The organism is Hymenobacter monticola, from assembly GCF_022811645.1.
Taxonomy (GTDB): domain Bacteria; phylum Bacteroidota; class Bacteroidia; order Cytophagales; family Hymenobacteraceae; genus Hymenobacter; species Hymenobacter monticola.
The window spans coordinates 276,101-293,806 of sequence record NZ_CP094534.1; the positions used below are offsets into that span (position 1 = coordinate 276,101).

Below are 17,706 nucleotides of genomic sequence, written 5' to 3' on the forward strand. Positions count from 1 at the left end.
AAGTACCTCGCTCGCCTGCGCCTCTTGTCATCCTGAGCGGAGCGAAGGACCTTCTCACGTTCAAACAGCTTGCAGTAGTTCAAAATAGCGCAACCGTGAGAAGGTCCTTCGCTCCGCTCAGGATGACAGCAAAATGAACTAGTACCACAAGCTAGCTGCTTTGCTGCGCGCTGCATGATTTGTTGCTTCGCATCAATCATTTACTCAGCATTGTTTTCCAACTCAAACCGCTCAAAATCCGCCGTGGCCGTGCTGGGGCCCTCGGCCAGCAGCCCCACGCGCACGCCCCGGTCCCAGGGCGGCAGGTAGGCCCCACTGGTGGCGCCGTCGGCGGGTAGCGGGTTGGTCCAGGTGCGGCCATCGGCGCTGTAGGCGAAGCGGTAGCTGTTGCCGTTACGCACCTGCAGGCGCAGCTGGATGGCAGCAGTGGCGTTGGACGGTAGCGGAGCTTCAGCCAGCAGACGGGGCTGGCCGGCGCGACGCTCCCAGAGCTGCAACCGGCCGCCGCCAGTGGTGAGAGCTAGGGAATTATCAGGGTCGCCGAGAGCCGCGATGCCGGCGGTGGCCCCAGCGGGCAAGGCAGCCGGGTGGAGCAGCGTGGTGGTGGCGGTGTAGCTGGCCGTGAGGGTGTGCCGGCCCAGGGCAGCACCTCCGAAATCGGGCTGGGCACGGAGCTGCAGACGGCCGTTGCTCAGCGCAAACTGCGGCTTGTGCGCCACGGGCCACTGCCAGCTTAGGTCCAGGGCTGTGCCGTTGAACTCATCGACTACGGGGCGGGTGGTTACCGAATTGGCTGTTGCGGTGGGCTCGCTTTGCTGGTTCAAAAACTCGGGCCAGCCGGCGCTATTCCAGTGAAATTCGCTGAGCACGCCTTGGCGGCCCACGTTTTCGGCGCTGCCGGATTGGTAGGCGTGGTGCAGCAGGTACCAGCGGCCGTTACGCTCCACGGCCGTGCCGTGGCCGGGGCAGCTCCAGCGGCTGTTGTTGGTCAGTATCGGATTTTGGGGGCACTTTTCCCAAGGCCCAAGCAGGTTTTTGGCGCGGGCCACGCCGGTGGCGTAGGTGCAGCCGGACCCGCAGCAGCCGTTGGCGGCATAGAAGGCGTAGAAGTAGCCGCCGTGGCGCAGCATGCTCACGCCTTCCACGAGGTTGCCTTCCCATGGCGCAGTGTTGCGAAACAGCTCGGTTTTTTCGCCAATGAGGGCGGTGCGGGCCTCGTTCAGGCGCTGGGCCCAGATGGGCGTAGGCAGCTGCACGCTGTTGCCGTCTTCCTTCCAGACGAGGTAGAGCTGGCCGTTTTCGTCGCGCATGGGAAAAGCGTCGATGGAGCCGTCGGGTTGGGATACCAGGGGGCCGTGGTCGCGGTAGGGGCCTTCGGGGCGGTCGGCGCTGGCCACGCCCACGGCCAGGTTGCCGCCTTTTTGGTGGGCGGTGTAGTAGATGTATGTTTTACCGCCCTCCTGGCTGATTTCGGGCGCCCAGAAGTAGTAGTCGGCCCAGGCTGGCAGTTGGTCGGGGAATACGTAGCCCGCCAGCTGCCAATTGGTGAGGTTCTTCGATTTGAGCAGCGGAAATGCCGGACCCCAGTTCGAGGACGTGGCGGTGGCCCAGTATGTGTCGCCGATTTTGGTCGCCGAAGGGTCGGGGAAGTCGCCGGGCAGCACGGGGTTGGCAATGGCGGCCGGGGCCAAGCGCTGCTGGCAGCCCAGGAGCACGCTGCTGGTCAGCCCCACTCCCGCAATAAGTCGAACAATTGTAGAAAAGAGCATAAAGTAAAATCAAGAAAAACCGGCCGAGAAGCCCTGTCGGCCATTACTTACGTACCGTTGGCTGCTCAGGGCCTGAAACGCTATGGAAGACGCTAGCTGCCAGCCGGGCCGCGCTTGCTTTTCTCAAAAGAATCGGGACCTTTGCGCAAACGTTTTCACACACGCTCCTGCCTATGCATTCCCACCGCTTTTTCCCAACCCGTTTTTCCCTCCCAAAATCGGCTTGCGCCGTGTTGCTTGTTGGCTTGAGCCTGCTGTGGCAGGCCGCCGCAGCTGAAGATATCAAGTCGCCCAACGGCCAGCTTACACTCAGCTTTAACCTGCAGGGCGACGGCGTGCCCACCTACCGCCTCACCTACAAGGGCCGCGACGTTATCAAAACCAGCAAGCTGGGCCTGGACCTGAAAAACGCCACTGCCCTCACCAGCGGCTTTGCGGTGGCCGAGAGCAAGCAGCGCAGCTTCGACGAAACCTGGACGCCGGTATGGGGCGAGGTGAAAACCATTCGCAACCACTACAACGAGCTAGCCGTGACGCTCACGCAGGCCAGCACGGCCCGCAGCATCCGGGTGCGGTTTCGGGTGTTTGACGACGGGCTGGGCTTCCGCTACGAGTTTCCGCGCCAGCCTAAGCTCGACTACTTCACCATCAAGGAGGAGCGCACGCAGTTTGCCCTGGCCGGCGACCACAAGGCCTTCTGGCTGCCCGGCGACTACGACACCCAGGAGTACAGCACCGTGACGTCGAAGCTCTCGGAAGTGCGCGGGCTGATGAAATCGGCCGTGACGGGCAACGCCTCGCAGACGCCCTTCTCCCCCACCGGCCTGCAAACGCCGCTCATGCTCAAAAGCCCGAGCGGGCTTTACATCAACATCCACGAGGCGGCGCTGATTGACTACTCCTGCATGCACCTCGACCTGGACGACAAGAACTTCGTGCTGGAGTCGCACCTCACGCCCGACGCAGTGGGCGACAAGGGCCTGATTCAGACGCCAGCGCAGTCGCCCTGGCGCACGGTGATTGTGAGCGACAAGGCGGGCGACATCTTGGAATCGAAACTGGTGCTGAACCTGAACGAGCCTACCAAGTTCAAGGACGTGAGCTGGATTAAGCCGGTGAAGTACGTGGGCGTGTGGTGGGAGATGATTACGGGCAAAAGCACGTGGTCGTACACCAACCAGGACAACATCAAGCTCGATTCCATCGACTACACTAAGGTCAAGCCCAACGGCACGCACGGCGCCAACACGGCCCACGTGAAGGAGTACATCGACTTCGCGGCCAAGCACGGCTTCGACGCGGTGCTGGTGGAGGGCTGGAACACCGGCTGGGAAGACTGGTTCGGCAAGCACAAAGACTACGTGTTCGACTTCGTGACGCCCTACCCTGATTTCGACGTGGCCGGGTTGCAGCAGTATGCCGCCAGCAAGGGCGTGAAGATGATTATGCACCACGAAACCTCGGGCTCGGTGCGCAACTACGAGCGCCACTTGGATGCCGCGTTTGACTTCATGAACAAGTACGGCTACGACGCCGTGAAAACCGGCTACGTGGGCGACATCGTGCCCCTGGGCCACCACCACTACGACCAGTGGCTGATTAACCACTACAATTACGTACTGGAAAAAGCCGCCGAGCACAAAATCATGGTGAACGGGCACGAGGCCGTGCGCCCCACCGGCCTGGCCCGCACCTACCCCAACCTGATTGGCAACGAGGCCGCCCGCGGCACCGAGTACGAGTCCTTCGGCGGCAACAACGCCGACCACACCACTATTCTGCCCTTCACGCGCCTCATCGGCGGGCCGATGGACTACACGCCCGGCATTTTCCAGACGCGCATCAGCACCTTCAATCCGGCCAATAAGTCCTTCGTGCACAGTACGCTGGCCCGCCAGCTGGCGCTGTACGTGACCATGTACTCGCCCCTGCAGATGGCGGCCGACATGATTGAGCACTACAACGAGCACCTCGACGCCTTCCAGTTCATCAAGGACGTGGCCGTGGACTGGGACGACTCCCACGTGCTCGAAGCCGAGCCCGGCGACTACATCACCATTGCCCGCAAGGCCAAGGGCAAAAGCAGCTGGTTCATCGGCAGCACCTGCGACGAGAATGGCCGCACCTCGAACGTGAATTTCAGCTTCCTGGAACCCGGCAAAAAGTACACGGCCACCATCTACGCCGACGCCAAAGACGCCCACTACGAGAATAACCCGCAGGCCTACGCCATCCGCAAAATGACGGTGACGCGCAAGAGCAAGCTGGCGCAATACTGCGCGCCGGGCGGCGGCTACGCCATCAGCGTGATGCCGCAGTAAATAGTCGCAGCCAGGTTCTTTATAAGAAGCGCCGCTAGTCTCATCACGAGGCTGGCGGCGCTTTCTGTTCAATACCTGTTACGGCTCGTTATTCTTGCACCAGCACATCATAACGCAGCCATACGAGGCCCTCGGGCAGCTGCTCCACGTGTTTCAGGCGCAGCTGAGTGGCGGGGCCAGGCTCGTCGCCCTGTTCGAAAACGGCCGCCGAACCAGCCGCACCGTCGACGACAGGATACTGCAACAGGCTTATTTCATCAACCAAGCCGGTCCGCAGCAGGGAGCCGTTGACGTGGCCGCCGCCTTCGAGCAGAATGGTTTCGATGGGAAATTGCTGGCTGAGCTTGTCGAGCACCAGCTTGAAATCCAGCTCCTGCGCGCCGCCGAAAATGTAGGACACGCCCACGCGGCGCAGGTAGGCCAGGTATTCGTCACTGACCTGCTCCGAAACGACGCTGATGATATGGTCGTCGTCGATGTGGCCGGACTCCCAGCCCAGCTTGCCGTGCGCGTCGATGGCAATGGCAAAGGAGGTGGCGGCTTTATCGGCGATGAAATCGTGGCGGTCGGGCACGGTGGCGCCGGGCTGCAGGTCGGGCTGAAGGCCGTCGGTGAAGTCTTTTTCGAATGTGACGCGGCCGCAGAGCCAGGCTTGGGAAGTAAAGCGGGCGGCAGTGGTTTCGTAGGCCTTGGTGTTGGGGCGCGGGCCCCAGCGCTGCGTGATGATGCGGCCGTCGAGGGAGGCCATCATGTGGCAGATGACGTGTGGTTTCATGCGGAAAGAAACAGATGTATTGAAAGAAAGCAGCGAGTTGCTGACGGTTCGGTACGGGGCAGCGCGAGTGGGCGTTGCGGGTGCAAAGGCAGCGGTTTGGCTTTTACCAGAAGCTGTTTGACTGCTGTTTTTCGCCCAGAAAAGAGGCTGAAGACCTTTGCGCTACGTAACCCATCTTTCCATAACTTGTTACTCTCTCACGGCCGGACCCGCCGGCGCGCCGGGCCCCTCCCCGTATTCCCGATTAGCTATGAACGCAGAACCCGAACAAGAAAGACCCCGTGACGACTCGCGGCGCACGTTCCTCAAGCAGTCGTCGCTGCTCACGGCCATGGCCCTGGTGCCCGGCCCGGTGGTGTCGGCGGCCGAGGCCAAGCTCGACGAACGGGTGGCCGAATCCATCGAGAAAGTGCCGCTGAGCCTGAAAGTGAACGGCAAGAAATACAAGCTCGCGGTGGAGCCCCGCACCACCCTGCTCGACTTGCTGCGCGAAAACCTGCACCTGAACGGCACCAAAAAAGGCTGCGACTACGGCCAGTGCGGCGCCTGCACCGTGCACGTTGAAGGCCAGCGCGTGAACAGCTGCCTGAGCTTCGCGGTGATGCACGACGGCCAGGAAATCACGACCATTGAAGGCTTGGCCAACGGCGACAAGCTCCACCCCATGCAGGAGGCGTTTGTGAAGCACGACGGCTTTCAGTGCGGCTACTGCACGCCCGGCCAGATAATGAGCGCCGTGGCTTGCGTGCGCGAAGGCCACGCCGGCTCGGAAGGAGAAATTCGGGAATACATGAGCGGTAACATTTGCCGCTGCGGGGCCTACAGCAACATTGTGGCCGCCATTCAGGACGTGAAGCAGGGAGGGCAAAAAGTATGAACCAGTTCCAATACGTGCGGCCCACCAAGCAGCAGGCCGCCATCGACGTGGTGGCTAAGGACGCCAACGCCGCCTTCATCGCCGGCGGCACCAACCTCGTCGATTTGATGAAGCGCGGCGTGATGACGCCCCAGAAGCTGGTCGACATCAACCGCCTGCCGCTGCGCCAGATTGAGCGCGCCGGCAGCGGCCTCCGCATCGGCGCGCTGGCCCTGAACTCGGCCGTGGCCGACGACCGGCTGGTGCGCGAGAAGCATCCGCTGCTGGCCCTGGCCCTCAACGCCGGCGCCAGCCCGCAACTGCGCAACATGGCCACCGTGGGCGGCAACATGCTGCAGCGCACCCGCTGCCCCTATTTCTACGACACCACCATGCCCTGCAACAAGCGCCAGCCCGGCTCCGGCTGCGGCGCGCTCGAAGGCATCAACCGCATGCACGCCATCTTCGGCTTTTCGGATAAGTGCATTGCCGTGCACCCCTCCGACATGAGCGTGGCCCTCGTCGCCCTTGATGCCACCGTGCTGCTCAGCGGCCCCAAAGGCGACCGGAAGCTGGCCTTTGCCGACTTCCATCGCCTGCCCGGCGACACGCCCCAGCGCGACACCAACCTGGAACCCGGTGAGCTGATAACGGCCGTGGAAATCCCAGACAGTCCCTTCACCAAGCACGTGCACTACCAGAAAGTGCGCGAGCGGGCCAGCTACGCCTTCGCCCTGCTATCGGTCGCCGCGGCGCTGGATATGGATGGCAACACCATCAAGGCGGCGCGACTGGCCATGGGCGGCGTGGCCCACAAGCCCTGGCGCCTCGCGGCGGCCGAGCAGGCGCTGGTGGGCCAGCCCGCCACGGAAGAAACCTTCCGCCAGGCGGCGGCCGTGGCCATGCAGGGCGCCAAAGCCTTCAAGCACAACGAATACAAGCTGCGGCTTGGCCCCAATGCCATTGTGCAGGCCCTGAAAACAGCAGCAGCGGCTTAAAAAACTCATGCCGAGCGGAGCAACGCAGGGGGCTTACATCGCCTGCCTGGCTCCCCCTCTCCTTTGGGAGAGGGGGCCGGGGGGTGAGGCGCCCACCAGAACGAATCGGTAAAAATGCTGCGCTCTGCATGACGTTCTTTTTCAGCATTTCTTCTCTCCAGATATGAAAACTCCAGAAAAGCACATCGGCAAGCCGATGAACCGGGTGGACGGCCGCCAGAAAGTGACCGGCGCGGCCACTTACTCGGCCGAGTACGAGCTGCCGGGCCTCGTGTACGGCGTGCTGGTGGGCAGCACCATTGCCAAGGGCCGCCTCACGGGCATCGACACCAAGGCCGCCGAGCGGGCGCCGGGCGTGCTGGCCGTCGTCACGCACCTAAACGCGCCCAAGACGCCGGGCAGCAAGCCAGTGGGCAAAGACCCCTCGCAGCCCCAAACGGTGGGCAGCGCCCTGCGCATTTTCACCGACGACCAGATTCGCTTCAACGACCAGCCCATTGCCGTGGTGGTGGCCGACACGCTGGAGCGCGCCCGCTTCGCTGCCCGGCTGGTGAAGGGCCAGTATGCCCAAGAAAAGCACCAGACCAACCTGGAAGCCAACAAGCCGCAGGCCTTCCTGCCCACTTCGGCCAAGAAAAACCCGAAGTCGCCGATGAACGACTACCAGCGCGGCCAGGCCGATGCCTACAAAACCGGCGCCATCAAGCTGGAGCAGGAATATGTGATTCCGACCGAGGTGCACCACCCCATGGAATTACAGGCCATCACGGCACACTGGGAGGCGCCCGACCGCCTCACGCTTTACGACAAAACCCAGGGCACCATGGCCACCCGGCGCGATTTCGCCAAGGAATGGGGCCTGCCCGAAGAGAATGTGAAGGTGATAGCCACCTACGTGGGCGGCGCGTTTGGCAACGCGCTGCACAGCTGGCCGCACGAGTCGGCCGCCATTATTGCCGCTAAAGTGGTAAACCGCCCGGTAAAGCTGATGCTGACCCGCGAGCAGATGTTTACGATGGTGGGCTACCGGCCGCACACCTGGCAGAAGGTGGGCATGAGCGCCACGCCCGACGGCAAAATCACGGCCATCACCCACGAAAGCATCGGCCAGACATCTACCTACGAGGAGTTTACGGAGTCAACGTTGGCCCAGACGCGGATGATGTACGAGTCGCCGAATCTGACCACGCGCTACCGCCTGGCGTCCCTCAACGTGGGCTCGCCCATCTGGATGCGCGGGCCGGGCGAGGCCACCGGCGCCTTCGCCCTCGAATCGGCCATGGACGAAATGGCTTACCTGCTGAAGCTCGACCCGCTGGAATTTCGCCTGCGCAACTACACCGAGAAAGACCCCGAAAATGGCAAGCCCTGGAGCAGCAAGTTTCTGAAGGAATGCTACCAGTTGGGCGCCGAGCGCGTGGGCTGGAACCAGCGCAAACTGGCGCCCGGCGCCGTGCGCGACGGCGACTGGCTGGTGGGCTACGGCATGGGCGTGGGCACCTTCGGGGCGCACCGCGGCTCCTCCAAAGCCAGCGCCCAGCTGCTGCCCAACGGCACCGTGCTGCTGCAAAGCGCCGTCACCGACATCGGCCCCGGCACCGGCACAGCTATGACCCAGATTGCGGCCGACACGCTGGGCTTGGCGCCCGCCAAAATCCGGTTTGAGTGGGGCAATTCCGACTTTGCGCAGGCCCCCACCCAGGGTGGCTCGGCCATTGTAAACACCGTGGGCCCGGCCGTGCAGGAAGCCTGCCTGGCCCTGAAAGACAAGTTGCGTGAGCTAGCCAGCGCCGGCAATGCCGCCTTTGCCTCAGCTAAAAAGGAAGACGTGTTGTTTGCCGACAACCACCTCACGCTGAATGGCAACGACTCTGCCCGCGCCAGCTACACCGACCTGGTGAAGCAGGCCGGTGGCACTGCCGTCACGGTGCAGGCTAAGCCTGATGGCGAGAACAGCCAGAAGTATTCCATGTACTCGTTTTCGGTGCATTTTGCCCAGGTGCGGGTGCACGTCCTCACCGGCGAGGTGCGGGTGAGCAAGCTGGTGAGCTGCGCCGACGCGGGTACCATCATCAACGAGAAAACCGCTGGCAACCAGATGAAGGGCGGCGCCGTGGGCGGCATCGGCATGGCCCTGATGGAGCACGCCATCATCGACGACCGGTTCGGCCGCTACGTGACCAAGGACCTGGCCGACTACCACGTGCCCGTACACGCCGACGCCCCCGACATCCAGGTGGCCTTTGTGAACCAGCCCGACCCGTACGTGAACGCGCTGGGCACCAAGGGAATCGGTGAAATTGCCACCATCGGCGTGGCCCCGGCCATCGCCAATGCGGTGTTCAACGCCACCGGCAAGCGCGTGCGCGAACTGCCCATCACGCCCGACAAGCTGGTGTAGCGGCTGAGCCGGCTTAGCACCTGACAGCCATAAAAAACCAAGTCCCGCTGCGTGCGCGGGACTTGGTGCGAACACCTGCGCCCCCACGCCTGTCTGCAACGACCGGAGCTTCCGGGGAGGCAAGGCAGCCCAAAGCTCCGCTCAGCCAACCCGCACAGTCCGACGAGCAGCAACCGGGCGGTGCGTTGTGCTTTCCAACGTCTTGCTACGGTTTTGGGGCCCTGACGAAGACCAGCGTCGTGACCGTGCTCGAGGCAGTTGGAGTTCCGCTGAAGGTACTCTGCAAGGTATAGCCCGCTTGATAGAGCTTGAGCATTAAGCGGTGGCAACCTTCAGCGGAAGCCATCAGCGACTTATCCCGGACACCGTTGTCAAATTTCAGGATTTCCGTTTTGCCTTCCCCGTACGTGAGGGCCAATTGGGTGGAGGTATCATATTCATGAACCCGTACCACTGCGATATCCGGAGTTGCTGTCTGCGCCAACACCGGATTTACACTCAGCGCCCACAGGCACGCTCCCAGGAAGAGTAGTTTTTTCATGCCGGCGAAAGTAAGGTTGGTCCGACCTTCTGTTGTTCCCCACCGCCACGGCTCTTCGGGGCAGCAGTCTACCCAGTGCGTGCCGCTCACGCCGGGTTGTGCCCGCCGGTGAGCGGCCGTGGGGCACCGCGCTTGGCTTGTTCTCGGAATCATAACCTACGGTACTTGTGTTATACCGGCAGGGCAGCTACTATTGCATTAGTGGACACCAGCTGCTGGCCAAGCTGAGGAAACACCAGAGCCGTACCAAAAGGCCAGCCTCATCCGCTGGCCTTTTGTAATTTTTTGTAATTTTAATTTATGGAAGTAACCAACCACACCCTTGCCGAAGCCACGAGCACCGCGCCGTTCATCGATTACGCCGTGTGTGTAGACGACAGCAACCGCCCCGCCAAGCACGTAGGCGATTGGCCCGTCGAGGGCCAGGTTTACCCCGTGCGCGTCACGGAGGGCAAGGCCGAAGGAACGGACCTGGTGCACGTGCTGGGCTTTCAGGGCGAAGCGCCCTATTTCAACGCCTTCAGCCAGCACCGATTTGAAATCATCGAGCGGGTGTGGCTCAATTAGCCTTTGGCGCCCCGTACGCAAAAGCCCCGGCCGGTTGGTCGGGGCTTTTTGATTTTCTCTTGGAGAGTGGGCGTCACCAGTTCGGGCGCCGAACCTGGTCGGCGCAGACCATAGAATTTTGAGAGGTTGGGCCCATCACAGGAGCACCAGCGGCAGAACCGGGCCAGGCAGGCCAGCGCAATGGGCTGGGTAGCAAGGCGCGAGGCGAAGACACTTAGCGCATTCTTTGCCGCCCGCGCACTTCTCCACATGTTTAGTGAAACCGGGGGCAAAACCGGGCTCGCAAAATAAAAATGCCCAATACGTGATGTATTGGGCATTTTCGTGAAGCGTATTGGGCTCGAACCAACGACCTCCACCGTGTCAGGGTGGCGCTCTGAACCAACTGAGCTAACACTCCGGAATAGGCCTGCCTGAGCGGCGGCGCGGCCCCAAAGGTAGCGCCTGCCGGCGCTTGATGTACCAGCCGGGGCGGCTTTTTTTGCCGGGCGCTGGCAGCAGGGGCAACTTTGCCGGCCTCGGGAAAGTATAGGGGCAAACGGGAATAGTAATCTTCCCGGGCCACTGGCCTCATTTCCTTACCCTCTTTCACCATGAAAAAGATTTTTCTATTTCTGCTGCTTGCCGTGGCCTCCGGGCCGGCTGCTTTTGCCCAAGCTGCCCCCGGCGGCTCTCAATCATCGAAGGACTACACCGGTGGCGCCGTCACGGAATCCGGCAACACCGGCTTCGGCATCAAGGGCGGCTACAACCTCAACGGCCTGCGCGGCGACGGCGTGAAGGGCATCGACCGCCAAGCCCGTAGCGACTTCCATGCCGGTGTTTACGGCCAGTTTGGCTTTGATGACTTCTCGTCCATCCAGGCTGAGCTGCTGTATTCGCGCCAGGGTTTTGAGGCCAACACCGGCCCCAATGGCGGGAGCCAGCGCTTCCGCATGGACTATCTGATGCTGCCCGTGATGTACGTGGGCAACTTTACCGACAACCTGAGCTTCCACGTGGGGCCGCAGGTGTCGCTGCTCAACAACATCCGCAAGGACGAGCAGTCGCTCGACGCGAAAGACAACGGGTTTAACTCGTTTGACTTTGGCGGCGTGGCCGGCCTGGAGGCCCGCATCGGTCCGGCCCGCGTTGGCGCCCGCTACAACCTGTTCCTAGGCAAAGTTTTTGAGGACGGCCCCAGCAAGGTGACGACGGTGGCCAGCCAATTCGCCAACAGCAAGCTCTACAACAACATGCTGCAAGTGTACGTGGGCATCGGCTTCACGCAATAAGCAGCGCTATGCTTCGATTCTTCAAAAAGGAGGCCTTCGGGCCTCCTTTTTTTATTTCTGGTGCATGCCCCAACGGCAACCTTGGCCGAAGGGGCACGTTTCCTCAAGCATTCCAATCATTGCTTTTCGTCATGAAAACAGCCTTATTCACCCTGGCACTGGGCTTGGCGCTGGCCCCGGCCGTGCACGCCCAGCAGGGGCCCGGCGTGGGCTCCTCCACCGACTACGTGGCCACCGACGGCACCGAGTCGCGCAATACCGGCTTCGGCATCAAGGGCGGTTACAACCTGGCCAGCATTCAGGGCACGGGCGCCAGCCTGTTCACCAACCGCGACAACCTGAAAGATTTTCACGCGGGCGTGTATGGCCAATTCGGGTTCAACAACTTCGCCTCGCTGATGGTGGAGCTGCTGTACTCGCGCAAGGGCTACCGCACCGACTACCTCGGCACCGCCACCCGCGACACCCGCCTCGACTACCTGGAGCTGCCCATCCTCTTCGTGGGCAACCTCACCGAAACGCTCAGCATCCACGTGGGGCCGCAGGTGTCGCTGCTCACCAACGTGCGCAACGGCGATGCCACCGTGGACATCGGCGACAACGGCTACAACAGCCTCGACTACGGCGCCATTGCCGGCGCCGAGGCCCGCCTGGGCTTCGCCAAATTGGGCGCCCGCTTCGATTGGAGCCTGGGCAAGGTGTACAAGGACGGCACCGTGCTGCGCTACAACACGAGCACGGGCGCGGCCATCGGCGACAACAACATCCGCAACCAGGTATTCCAAGTGTACCTGGGGCTGGGCTTCAAGCATTAGCCCTGCCAATGCCCGCGCTCGACCTAGCGGCGCTGGACCACGCCCGCGAAATGCTGCTGGGCCGGGCGCTGGCCGTGCTGGCCGCCTGGGCCCTGCTCAATCTGCTGGTGAGCGGCACCTTTGTGAAGCAAGCCGACCGCCGCTTTGCGCCCTACTATTTCCACGGCATGAATGTGGGCTGGGGCCTGGTAAACACCGTGCTGGCCTGCTGGGGCATCCTGCACCTGCGGTTTACCTCCCCGCCGAGCCTGCGACTGGCCGAGCTGGTGGCCGCACAGCTCCACAACGAAAACTTGTTCATGCTAAACACCGGCCTCGACGTGGCTTACGTGATGACGGGGTTTTACCTGCGCGCGCTGGCGGCAACGCCGGGCCGGGCCGATGCCTCGCGCCTGGATGGCTTCGGCCGGTCGTTGTGGGTGCAGGGTGGTTTCCTGCTGGTGTTTGATGCGGCGGTGTGGGGCCTGTTGCACGGGCAAGGCCGGGCGTGGATTCCATTACTTTAACCGCCCGGTAACACATAGCTCATATCTCAATTTGGGAACGAAATCCAGATTGGAGAAAATACCGTTTCTTTCATCGGGCAATTAGGCCAGTAAGTCGGTCAAAGAGGCGGTTTCAACTTATTTATCTTTTAGTAATCACGCTGATAGATGAATTTTGGATTCCTATTAAGGGCACCGGCTTGATAACCATCATTTGCCAGTTAGTACATTTTAGGAATCGTTATGCGCCTTTTTACTCTCGCCGTTTTTTGCTTTTTGTCACTGGCTTCCCTTTCCGGGACGGTCGCCAGCACCCTCGACCGCTCCGAGGCGGTGGCCGTGACCAGCCCCGCCGGTGGCGTGCGCCTCAACGGCATCTTGCGGCTGCCCACAGGCCAGGGGCCTTTCCCGGCAGCGGTGCTGCTGCCCGAGCGCGGCGTGGATGCCAGCAACCCCCACTCGGCCGATAACCAGCTACTGAATGGCCTGGCCGACTATCTGGTACGCCAGGGCGTAGCGGTGTTGCGCCTGCACGAGCGGGGACGCGGCGGCTCGGGCGGCTCGGCGGCCACCACCACGCTAGCCGAGCGGTCGGCCGATGCCATTGCGGCCCTCAACTACCTGCGCACCCGGCCCCAGGTAGACGTTACCCGCCTAGGCCTCATCGGCCACGGCGAGGGGGCCAACGTGGCCCTGCTGGCTGGCGCGCAGCCGCTGGCGCCCACGTTTGTGGTGGCCATGGCCGCCGCGGGCCTGCCCGGCCGCGAAGTGCTGGCCACCCAGCCCGCTATGTACGGCAAGGTGCTGGGCAACGACTCGACCGACGTGCAGCGCGCCCGCAAGTATCGGCTCGACATGCTGGCTGCCGAGCAGGAAGCCGCCAAGATGCGCCTGAACGGCTCCAACGCTGCCCAGGTGCAGACCTACCTCGACCAGCAGCGCCTGCGCCAGAAAGCCGCCATGCGCCGCGACGAAGAAGCCCTCATCAAGCAGCAGCGGGCCATGCTCGAAATCGTGCGCCAAACCCCCGACAACGGCCAGGCACAGGCCATTCTGGGCAACATGCTGCGCCAGCGCTACCCCGGCATCGCCCCTACCGACCTGCAAGCCAGCGTGCAAACCCTTACCACGCCCGCCTACCGCAGCTACCTCAGCTTCGACCCGCAGCCCGATCTGCCCGGCGTGAAGTGCCCCGTGCTGCTGCTGCAGGGCGAGGCCGACCGGGAGGTGAACGCCGCCGCCAACCTCACGGCCCTCCGCAAAGGCCTGCGCAACAACGCCCGCGTGGCCGAGCTGCGCTACCCCAACCTCAACCACGCCTTGCAATTTGCCAGCGACACGCCCGCCGAAGCCGCTTCCGCCGCCTTCAACCCCGATACGCCGGCGGATGTCTACAAGTGGATAAGCAGTCAGAAGTAAGGCCCCGGCTGTTGTTACAGGACGGAACGCCTGTCATTGCGAGGCTGCAGGCCGTGGCAATCCGTCCTCTCAACACCAGACACGCTCTTTTACCAGAAAGCCCCAGTACTGCGCAGTACCGGGGCTTTTTCACTTTATATAGGCTAGTCGCTGAGAACAGGACGGATTGCTGCGCTGCGCTCGCAATGACAAGCGAGGCCTTGCTGCCTGCTTAGTTGTGGCCGCCGTGCTGGGGCTCCAACATTTCTTCTACGATTTTCTTGTTGAAAGCGGGGATGTCTTCGGGCTTGCGGCTGGTGATGAGGCCGTGGTCGGTTACCACTTCGGAATCCTCCCAGAGGGCGCCGGCGTTTTTGAGGTCGGTGTGCACGCTGGGCCAGCTCGTCACGCGCTTGCCGCGCACCACATCGGCCTCCACCAGCAGCCAGGGGCCGTGGCAGATGGCGGCCAGCACCTTGCCCGAGCCGGCAAATTCCTTCACGAAGCTCACCACGTCTTTGTTGGTGCGCAGGATGTCGGGGTTCATCTGGCCGCCGGGCAGCACCAGGGCATCGTAGTCGGCCGGCCGCACTTCGGTGATGACTTTGTCGACGTCGACTTTGCTGCCCCAGTCCTTGCTGGGGCCGTCCCAACCTTTGATGGAGCCGCTTTTGAGGGAGATGACGTGGGTTTCGGCGCCCTCGCCTTCGAGGTATTTTTTGGGTTCGTCGAGTTCGGCCTGCTCGAAGCCGTCGGTGGCGATGATGGCAATTTTCTTGCCTTTGAGTTTGTCGCTGCTGAAAATACTCATGGTGGAAAGGGAGGAGATAAAAAGAAGAAAGCCGGAAACGGTCCGGCTTATTCTGTACGCCCTTTCCAAGGCGGAGGTTGATACAAAATTCGGCCCTCAGCCTTCAAACCAATGGATGGTGAAGGCGGTGCCTTCGCCCACGGTGCTGCTTACTTCGAGGTGGCCGCCGCGGCTGGCCACGATGCGCTGCACGAGGTACATGCCCACGCCGGCCCCGGCAATGTGCGGGTGCTGCCGGGCAAAGGGCTGAAACACTGGCGCCCGGCGGCTGGGTAGCTCCATGCCCATGCCATTGTCCTGCACCACAAGCACGGGTTGGCCGGCGTCGGTGAGGTGGCTGCGCACTTGCAGGTGCAGCGGCCGGTCGGCATCGGCAAACTTGAGGGCGTTGCTGAACAGGTTGTGCAGAATGGAGCGCAGGTGGGCACGGCCATAGGTGAGGGTGGGCGCGGCTTCAAAGTCGAGGCTGACGGTAGCTTCGGCCTCCTGCACCTGGGCCCGCAAACCCAGCAGCACCTCGTCGGCCACGCTGCGTAAGTCCAGTACTTCGACCGGGGCCGACAGGCCCCGCTGCTCCTGCACGGTGGCAGCCAAGTCCAGCAAAGTGGTGTCCAGTTGGGCCAGGGCTTCGTCTACCATGCCCACAATTTCGCCTTCCTCAGGGTCGGCAAACGTGGCGGTGCGGCGCAGCTCGTCGAACAAGCCGCGCAGGTTGAGCACGGGCTGTTTGAGGTCGTGGCTGGCCGTGTACACGAAGGTGTCGAGGTCGCGGTTGGTGCGGGCCAGCTCGTCGTATTGCGTTTGGAGCACTTCGCGCAGGCGGTACTGGTCGTCCACGTCGGTGCAGGTGCCAAACCAGCGCGGGCCGCGCTCGTCGGTGAGCTGCCGCGCCCGGATGATGTGCCAGCGGTAGCGGCCGTCGTGCCGCCGCATGCGGAACAGCCCTTCGTAGGGCTGGCCGCTGGCAATGCTGTGTACCCAGCGCCGGGCCGCGCCGGCCTGCTCGCTGGGCTCCAGCAGGTTTATCCAGCCGGTAGGCCCCAGCTCTTCCTTGGTCAGGCCCGAATACTCGCCGGTGTAGCTATTATAATAATCAATAAACCCTTCGGCCGTGGCCGTCCAGATGAGTTCGGGGATGCTGTCGGCCAGGAAGCGCAGCTCGGCCTCGCCGCGGCGCAGGGCATCGGCCAGCTCGCGCTGGTCGTGCACTTCGGTGAGGGCGCCGTGCCAGAATACGGCCTGGTCGGGGGCGTGCAGCTCGGGCAGGGCGCGGCTCAGCATCCAGCGGTACTGGCCGTCGTGGCGGCGCAGGCGGTACTCGTAACTCCAGCCGATGCCGCTGGCCCGCGCTGTGTCGGACTGATAGAGCACGCGCAGGCGGTCGTCGGGGTGGATGAGCAGCGGCCAGATGGCGTTCAGGTCGGCTGTGGGTGGCTGGCCGGTGAAGTAGTACCACTGCGGGCTCACGTACTCAAACTTGCCTTCGGCGTCGACGGTGAACGTGATTTGGGGCACGGTTTCCGTGAGCACCCGCAGGCGCGTGTCGAGGCGGCGGGTTTCGATGGACAGGTGGTGGGCGCGCTGCCGGGCTTCTTCCTGCGCCGTCACGTCCACGGCGAAGAGCAGCAGGCCGCTCACGGGGCCGTCGCCTTCGCGCACGGGCTCCAGGGCAATGTCGAAATAGCGGGGCGTGGGGGCTTCGCCCTCGGCCGACGGCAGGGGCAGGCAGTAGGCCTTGGCCACGTAGGGCCGCCCGGAGCCGTACACCTGCTGCATCACCTCCAGCAAATCGGCCGGGAAGGCGCCGGCGTGCTCGGCCACGGCTTCGCCTTCCTGCACGGAAGTGCCCAGCACGGCCTGCATGGCCTCATTCACAAAACCATAGCGCAGCTCCTCCCCTTGCAGAGTGGCCACTCCGGCCGGCATGTGCCCTAAAATGTCCCGCAGTTGTTGCTCACGCATGGCCAAAGGTAGGCACGGGAACGGGCTGGGCACTGCCAGCCGGGCGGCTGGCGGAGGGAGCCGGCCGGCTTGTTTTTCCGTGTTTATACATGCTCCACTTCCGCCGCGGTCGGGTTTTGCTCGGCGCCAAATACGGCCAGCTTCACCAAATCGACCAGCATGGCATCGGCAATGCTGAGGGAGCTGGGGGACGGCGGCAAGTGTTGCGGCAGCAGAAAGCCCTGCAGGGCTTCAAACCCGCTGGATTCGATGGGGTGAAAGGCCATCGACCAATCCGAAAAGCTGCGGGCGGTGATGGGCTTGTCCACCAGCTTGACGACGTTGGAGTGGCGGCCGTCGCGGGAAATGACGTCGAAAAGCGGCTCCAACACCTCGGGCTCGCCCTCGATGAGTTGGGCAATGTTGCCGTGGCTATAGAAAAGCACGCCCGTGATGTTGCGCGCGGCGTTGTCGCGGCGGCACTGGTCGAGCAGTTCCTGCAGGTCTTGGTCTGAAAGTGGGCGCACGGCCCGGCTCATGATTTAAACAATGTGTATCATGCAGAACAGTATCGGAAGGCGCCTTGAGGGGGCGGCCTTGAGCAACACCCTACTACGTGCGCTTCCGCAGCAGGTTATTGGCTTTTTTCAAAAACGCCCCAAGGTATGGCTGAGGTTATAAAATGACCCAAAATAAAATATGAATAGGGCTTCGCCATTCAGCCAAGGGCCCCTGCCGCCCTACGGCCCACCGC

At 62.8% G+C, this 17,706-nt stretch carries 15 protein-coding genes and 1 tRNA gene; 9 read left to right on the forward strand and 7 right to left on the reverse strand.

Features of this window, described 5'->3' with window-relative positions; genetic code table 11:
• Nucleotides 1-200 precede the first annotated feature (200 nt).
• Nucleotides 201-1,769, reverse strand: a complete 1,569-nt coding sequence (locus MTP16_RS01245; protein WP_243515182.1) for a family 43 glycosylhydrolase — start codon at nt 1,767-1,769, stop codon at nt 201-203.
• A 173-nt stretch (nt 1,770-1,942) separates the two neighbouring features.
• On the opposite strand from MTP16_RS01245, the gene MTP16_RS01250 reads away from it, so the two are divergent.
• On the forward strand, nt 1,943-4,090 hold the full coding sequence (locus tag MTP16_RS01250) for a glycoside hydrolase family 97 protein (protein WP_380286786.1): 2,148 nt from the start codon (nt 1,943-1,945) through the stop codon (nt 4,088-4,090).
• Nucleotides 4,091-4,178: 88 nt separating this feature from the next.
• On the opposite strand, the gene MTP16_RS01255 is transcribed toward MTP16_RS01250, so the two are convergent.
• A complete protein-coding gene (locus tag MTP16_RS01255; RefSeq protein ID WP_243515188.1) occupies nt 4,179-4,865 on the reverse strand; it encodes a dihydrofolate reductase family protein in 687 nt (228 codons plus the stop codon).
• Between the two features lie 250 nt (nt 4,866-5,115).
• On the opposite strand from MTP16_RS01255, the gene MTP16_RS01260 reads away from it, so the two are divergent.
• The 3 genes from MTP16_RS01260 (at nt 5,116) to MTP16_RS01270 (ending at nt 9,120) form a co-directional block, all read left to right on the forward strand.
• A complete protein-coding gene (locus MTP16_RS01260) occupies nt 5,116-5,742 on the forward strand; it encodes a (2Fe-2S)-binding protein (protein WP_243515190.1) in 627 nt (208 codons plus the stop codon).
• Complete coding sequence (locus MTP16_RS01265) at nt 5,739-6,719, forward strand: FAD binding domain-containing protein (protein WP_243515191.1); 981 nt, start codon at nt 5,739-5,741, stop codon at nt 6,717-6,719. The genes MTP16_RS01260 and MTP16_RS01265 overlap by 4 nt, the downstream gene beginning before the upstream one ends.
• A gap of 163 nt (nt 6,720-6,882) precedes the next feature.
• Nucleotides 6,883-9,120 carry a xanthine dehydrogenase family protein molybdopterin-binding subunit gene (locus MTP16_RS01270; protein WP_243515192.1) on the forward strand — a complete coding sequence of 746 codons (2,238 nt, stop codon included), beginning with the start codon at nt 6,883-6,885 and terminating at the stop codon, nt 9,118-9,120.
• A 205-nt stretch (nt 9,121-9,325) separates the two neighbouring features.
• On the opposite strand, the gene MTP16_RS01275 is transcribed toward MTP16_RS01270, so the two are convergent.
• Nucleotides 9,326-9,661, reverse strand: a complete 336-nt coding sequence (locus MTP16_RS01275) for a hypothetical protein (RefSeq protein ID WP_243515193.1) — start codon at nt 9,659-9,661, stop codon at nt 9,326-9,328.
• A 300-nt stretch (nt 9,662-9,961) separates the two neighbouring features.
• Between MTP16_RS01275 and MTP16_RS01280 the strand changes: the two genes are divergently transcribed.
• On the forward strand, nt 9,962-10,228 hold the full coding sequence (locus MTP16_RS01280; RefSeq protein WP_243515194.1) for a hypothetical protein: 267 nt from the start codon (nt 9,962-9,964) through the stop codon (nt 10,226-10,228).
• Between the two features lie 325 nt (nt 10,229-10,553).
• Here the strand turns inward: MTP16_RS01280 and MTP16_RS01285 are convergent.
• Nucleotides 10,554-10,628: transfer RNA gene (locus tag MTP16_RS01285), tRNA-Val, on the reverse strand.
• A gap of 193 nt (nt 10,629-10,821) precedes the next feature.
• On the opposite strand from MTP16_RS01285, the gene MTP16_RS01290 reads away from it, so the two are divergent.
• The 4 genes from MTP16_RS01290 to MTP16_RS01305 all read left to right on the forward strand — a co-directional run bounded on the left by MTP16_RS01290 (nt 10,822) and on the right by MTP16_RS01305 (nt 14,221).
• Nucleotides 10,822-11,502, forward strand: a complete 681-nt coding sequence (locus tag MTP16_RS01290) for a porin family protein (RefSeq protein ID WP_243515195.1) — start codon at nt 10,822-10,824, stop codon at nt 11,500-11,502.
• A 131-nt stretch (nt 11,503-11,633) separates the two neighbouring features.
• Nucleotides 11,634-12,317 (forward strand): porin family protein, encoded by a 684-nt coding sequence (locus tag MTP16_RS01295; RefSeq protein WP_243515196.1) that lies wholly within the window; start codon nt 11,634-11,636, stop codon nt 12,315-12,317.
• Between the two features lie 8 nt (nt 12,318-12,325).
• Nucleotides 12,326-12,823, forward strand: a complete 498-nt coding sequence (locus tag MTP16_RS01300; protein ID WP_243515197.1) for a DUF6992 family protein — start codon at nt 12,326-12,328, stop codon at nt 12,821-12,823.
• A 255-nt stretch (nt 12,824-13,078) separates the two neighbouring features.
• Complete coding sequence (locus MTP16_RS01305) at nt 13,079-14,221, forward strand: CocE/NonD family hydrolase (RefSeq protein WP_243515200.1); 1,143 nt, start codon at nt 13,079-13,081, stop codon at nt 14,219-14,221.
• 211 nt (nt 14,222-14,432) lie between these two features.
• Here MTP16_RS01305 and MTP16_RS01310 read toward each other — a convergent pair whose 3' ends face one another.
• The 3 genes from MTP16_RS01310 to MTP16_RS01320 form a co-directional block, all read right to left on the reverse strand.
• A complete protein-coding gene (locus MTP16_RS01310; protein ID WP_243515202.1) occupies nt 14,433-15,011 on the reverse strand; it encodes a type 1 glutamine amidotransferase domain-containing protein in 579 nt (192 codons plus the stop codon).
• A 96-nt stretch (nt 15,012-15,107) separates the two neighbouring features.
• The gene (locus MTP16_RS01315; RefSeq protein WP_243515204.1) at nt 15,108-16,973 is read right to left on the reverse strand and encodes a PAS domain-containing sensor histidine kinase; all 1,866 of its coding nucleotides are present in this window, start codon (nt 16,971-16,973) and stop codon (nt 15,108-15,110) included.
• Nucleotides 16,974-17,056: 83 nt separating this feature from the next.
• On the reverse strand, nt 17,057-17,479 hold the full coding sequence (locus tag MTP16_RS01320; RefSeq protein WP_243515206.1) for a BLUF domain-containing protein: 423 nt from the start codon (nt 17,477-17,479) through the stop codon (nt 17,057-17,059).
• Nucleotides 17,480-17,706 lie beyond the last annotated feature (227 nt).

Bases quoted from the DNA above. Each gene is read 5' to 3' on its own strand.
- MTP16_RS01255 (WP_243515188.1), bottom strand. From the start codon at position 4,865: ATGAAACCACACGTCATCTGCCACATGATGGCCTCCCTCGACGGCCGC.
- MTP16_RS01280 (WP_243515194.1), top strand. From the start codon at position 9,962: ATGGAAGTAACCAACCACACCCTTGCCGAAGCCACGAGCACCGCGCCG.
- MTP16_RS01250 (WP_380286786.1), top strand. From the start codon at position 1,943: ATGCATTCCCACCGCTTTTTCCCAACCCGTTTTTCCCTCCCAAAATCG.
- MTP16_RS01270 (WP_243515192.1), top strand. From the start codon at position 6,883: ATGAAAACTCCAGAAAAGCACATCGGCAAGCCGATGAACCGGGTGGAC.
- MTP16_RS01310 (WP_243515202.1), bottom strand. From the start codon at position 15,011: ATGAGTATTTTCAGCAGCGACAAACTCAAAGGCAAGAAAATTGCCATC.
- MTP16_RS01315 (WP_243515204.1), bottom strand. From the start codon at position 16,973: ATGCGTGAGCAACAACTGCGGGACATTTTAGGGCACATGCCGGCCGGA.
- MTP16_RS01275 (WP_243515193.1), bottom strand. From the start codon at position 9,661: ATGAAAAAACTACTCTTCCTGGGAGCGTGCCTGTGGGCGCTGAGTGTA.
- MTP16_RS01290 (WP_243515195.1), top strand. From the start codon at position 10,822: ATGAAAAAGATTTTTCTATTTCTGCTGCTTGCCGTGGCCTCCGGGCCG.
- MTP16_RS01245 (WP_243515182.1), bottom strand. From the start codon at position 1,769: ATGCTCTTTTCTACAATTGTTCGACTTATTGCGGGAGTGGGGCTGACC.
- MTP16_RS01295 (WP_243515196.1), top strand. From the start codon at position 11,634: ATGAAAACAGCCTTATTCACCCTGGCACTGGGCTTGGCGCTGGCCCCG.
- MTP16_RS01260 (WP_243515190.1), top strand. From the start codon at position 5,116: ATGAACGCAGAACCCGAACAAGAAAGACCCCGTGACGACTCGCGGCGC.
- MTP16_RS01265 (WP_243515191.1), top strand. From the start codon at position 5,739: ATGAACCAGTTCCAATACGTGCGGCCCACCAAGCAGCAGGCCGCCATC.
- MTP16_RS01300 (WP_243515197.1), top strand. From the start codon at position 12,326: ATGCCCGCGCTCGACCTAGCGGCGCTGGACCACGCCCGCGAAATGCTG.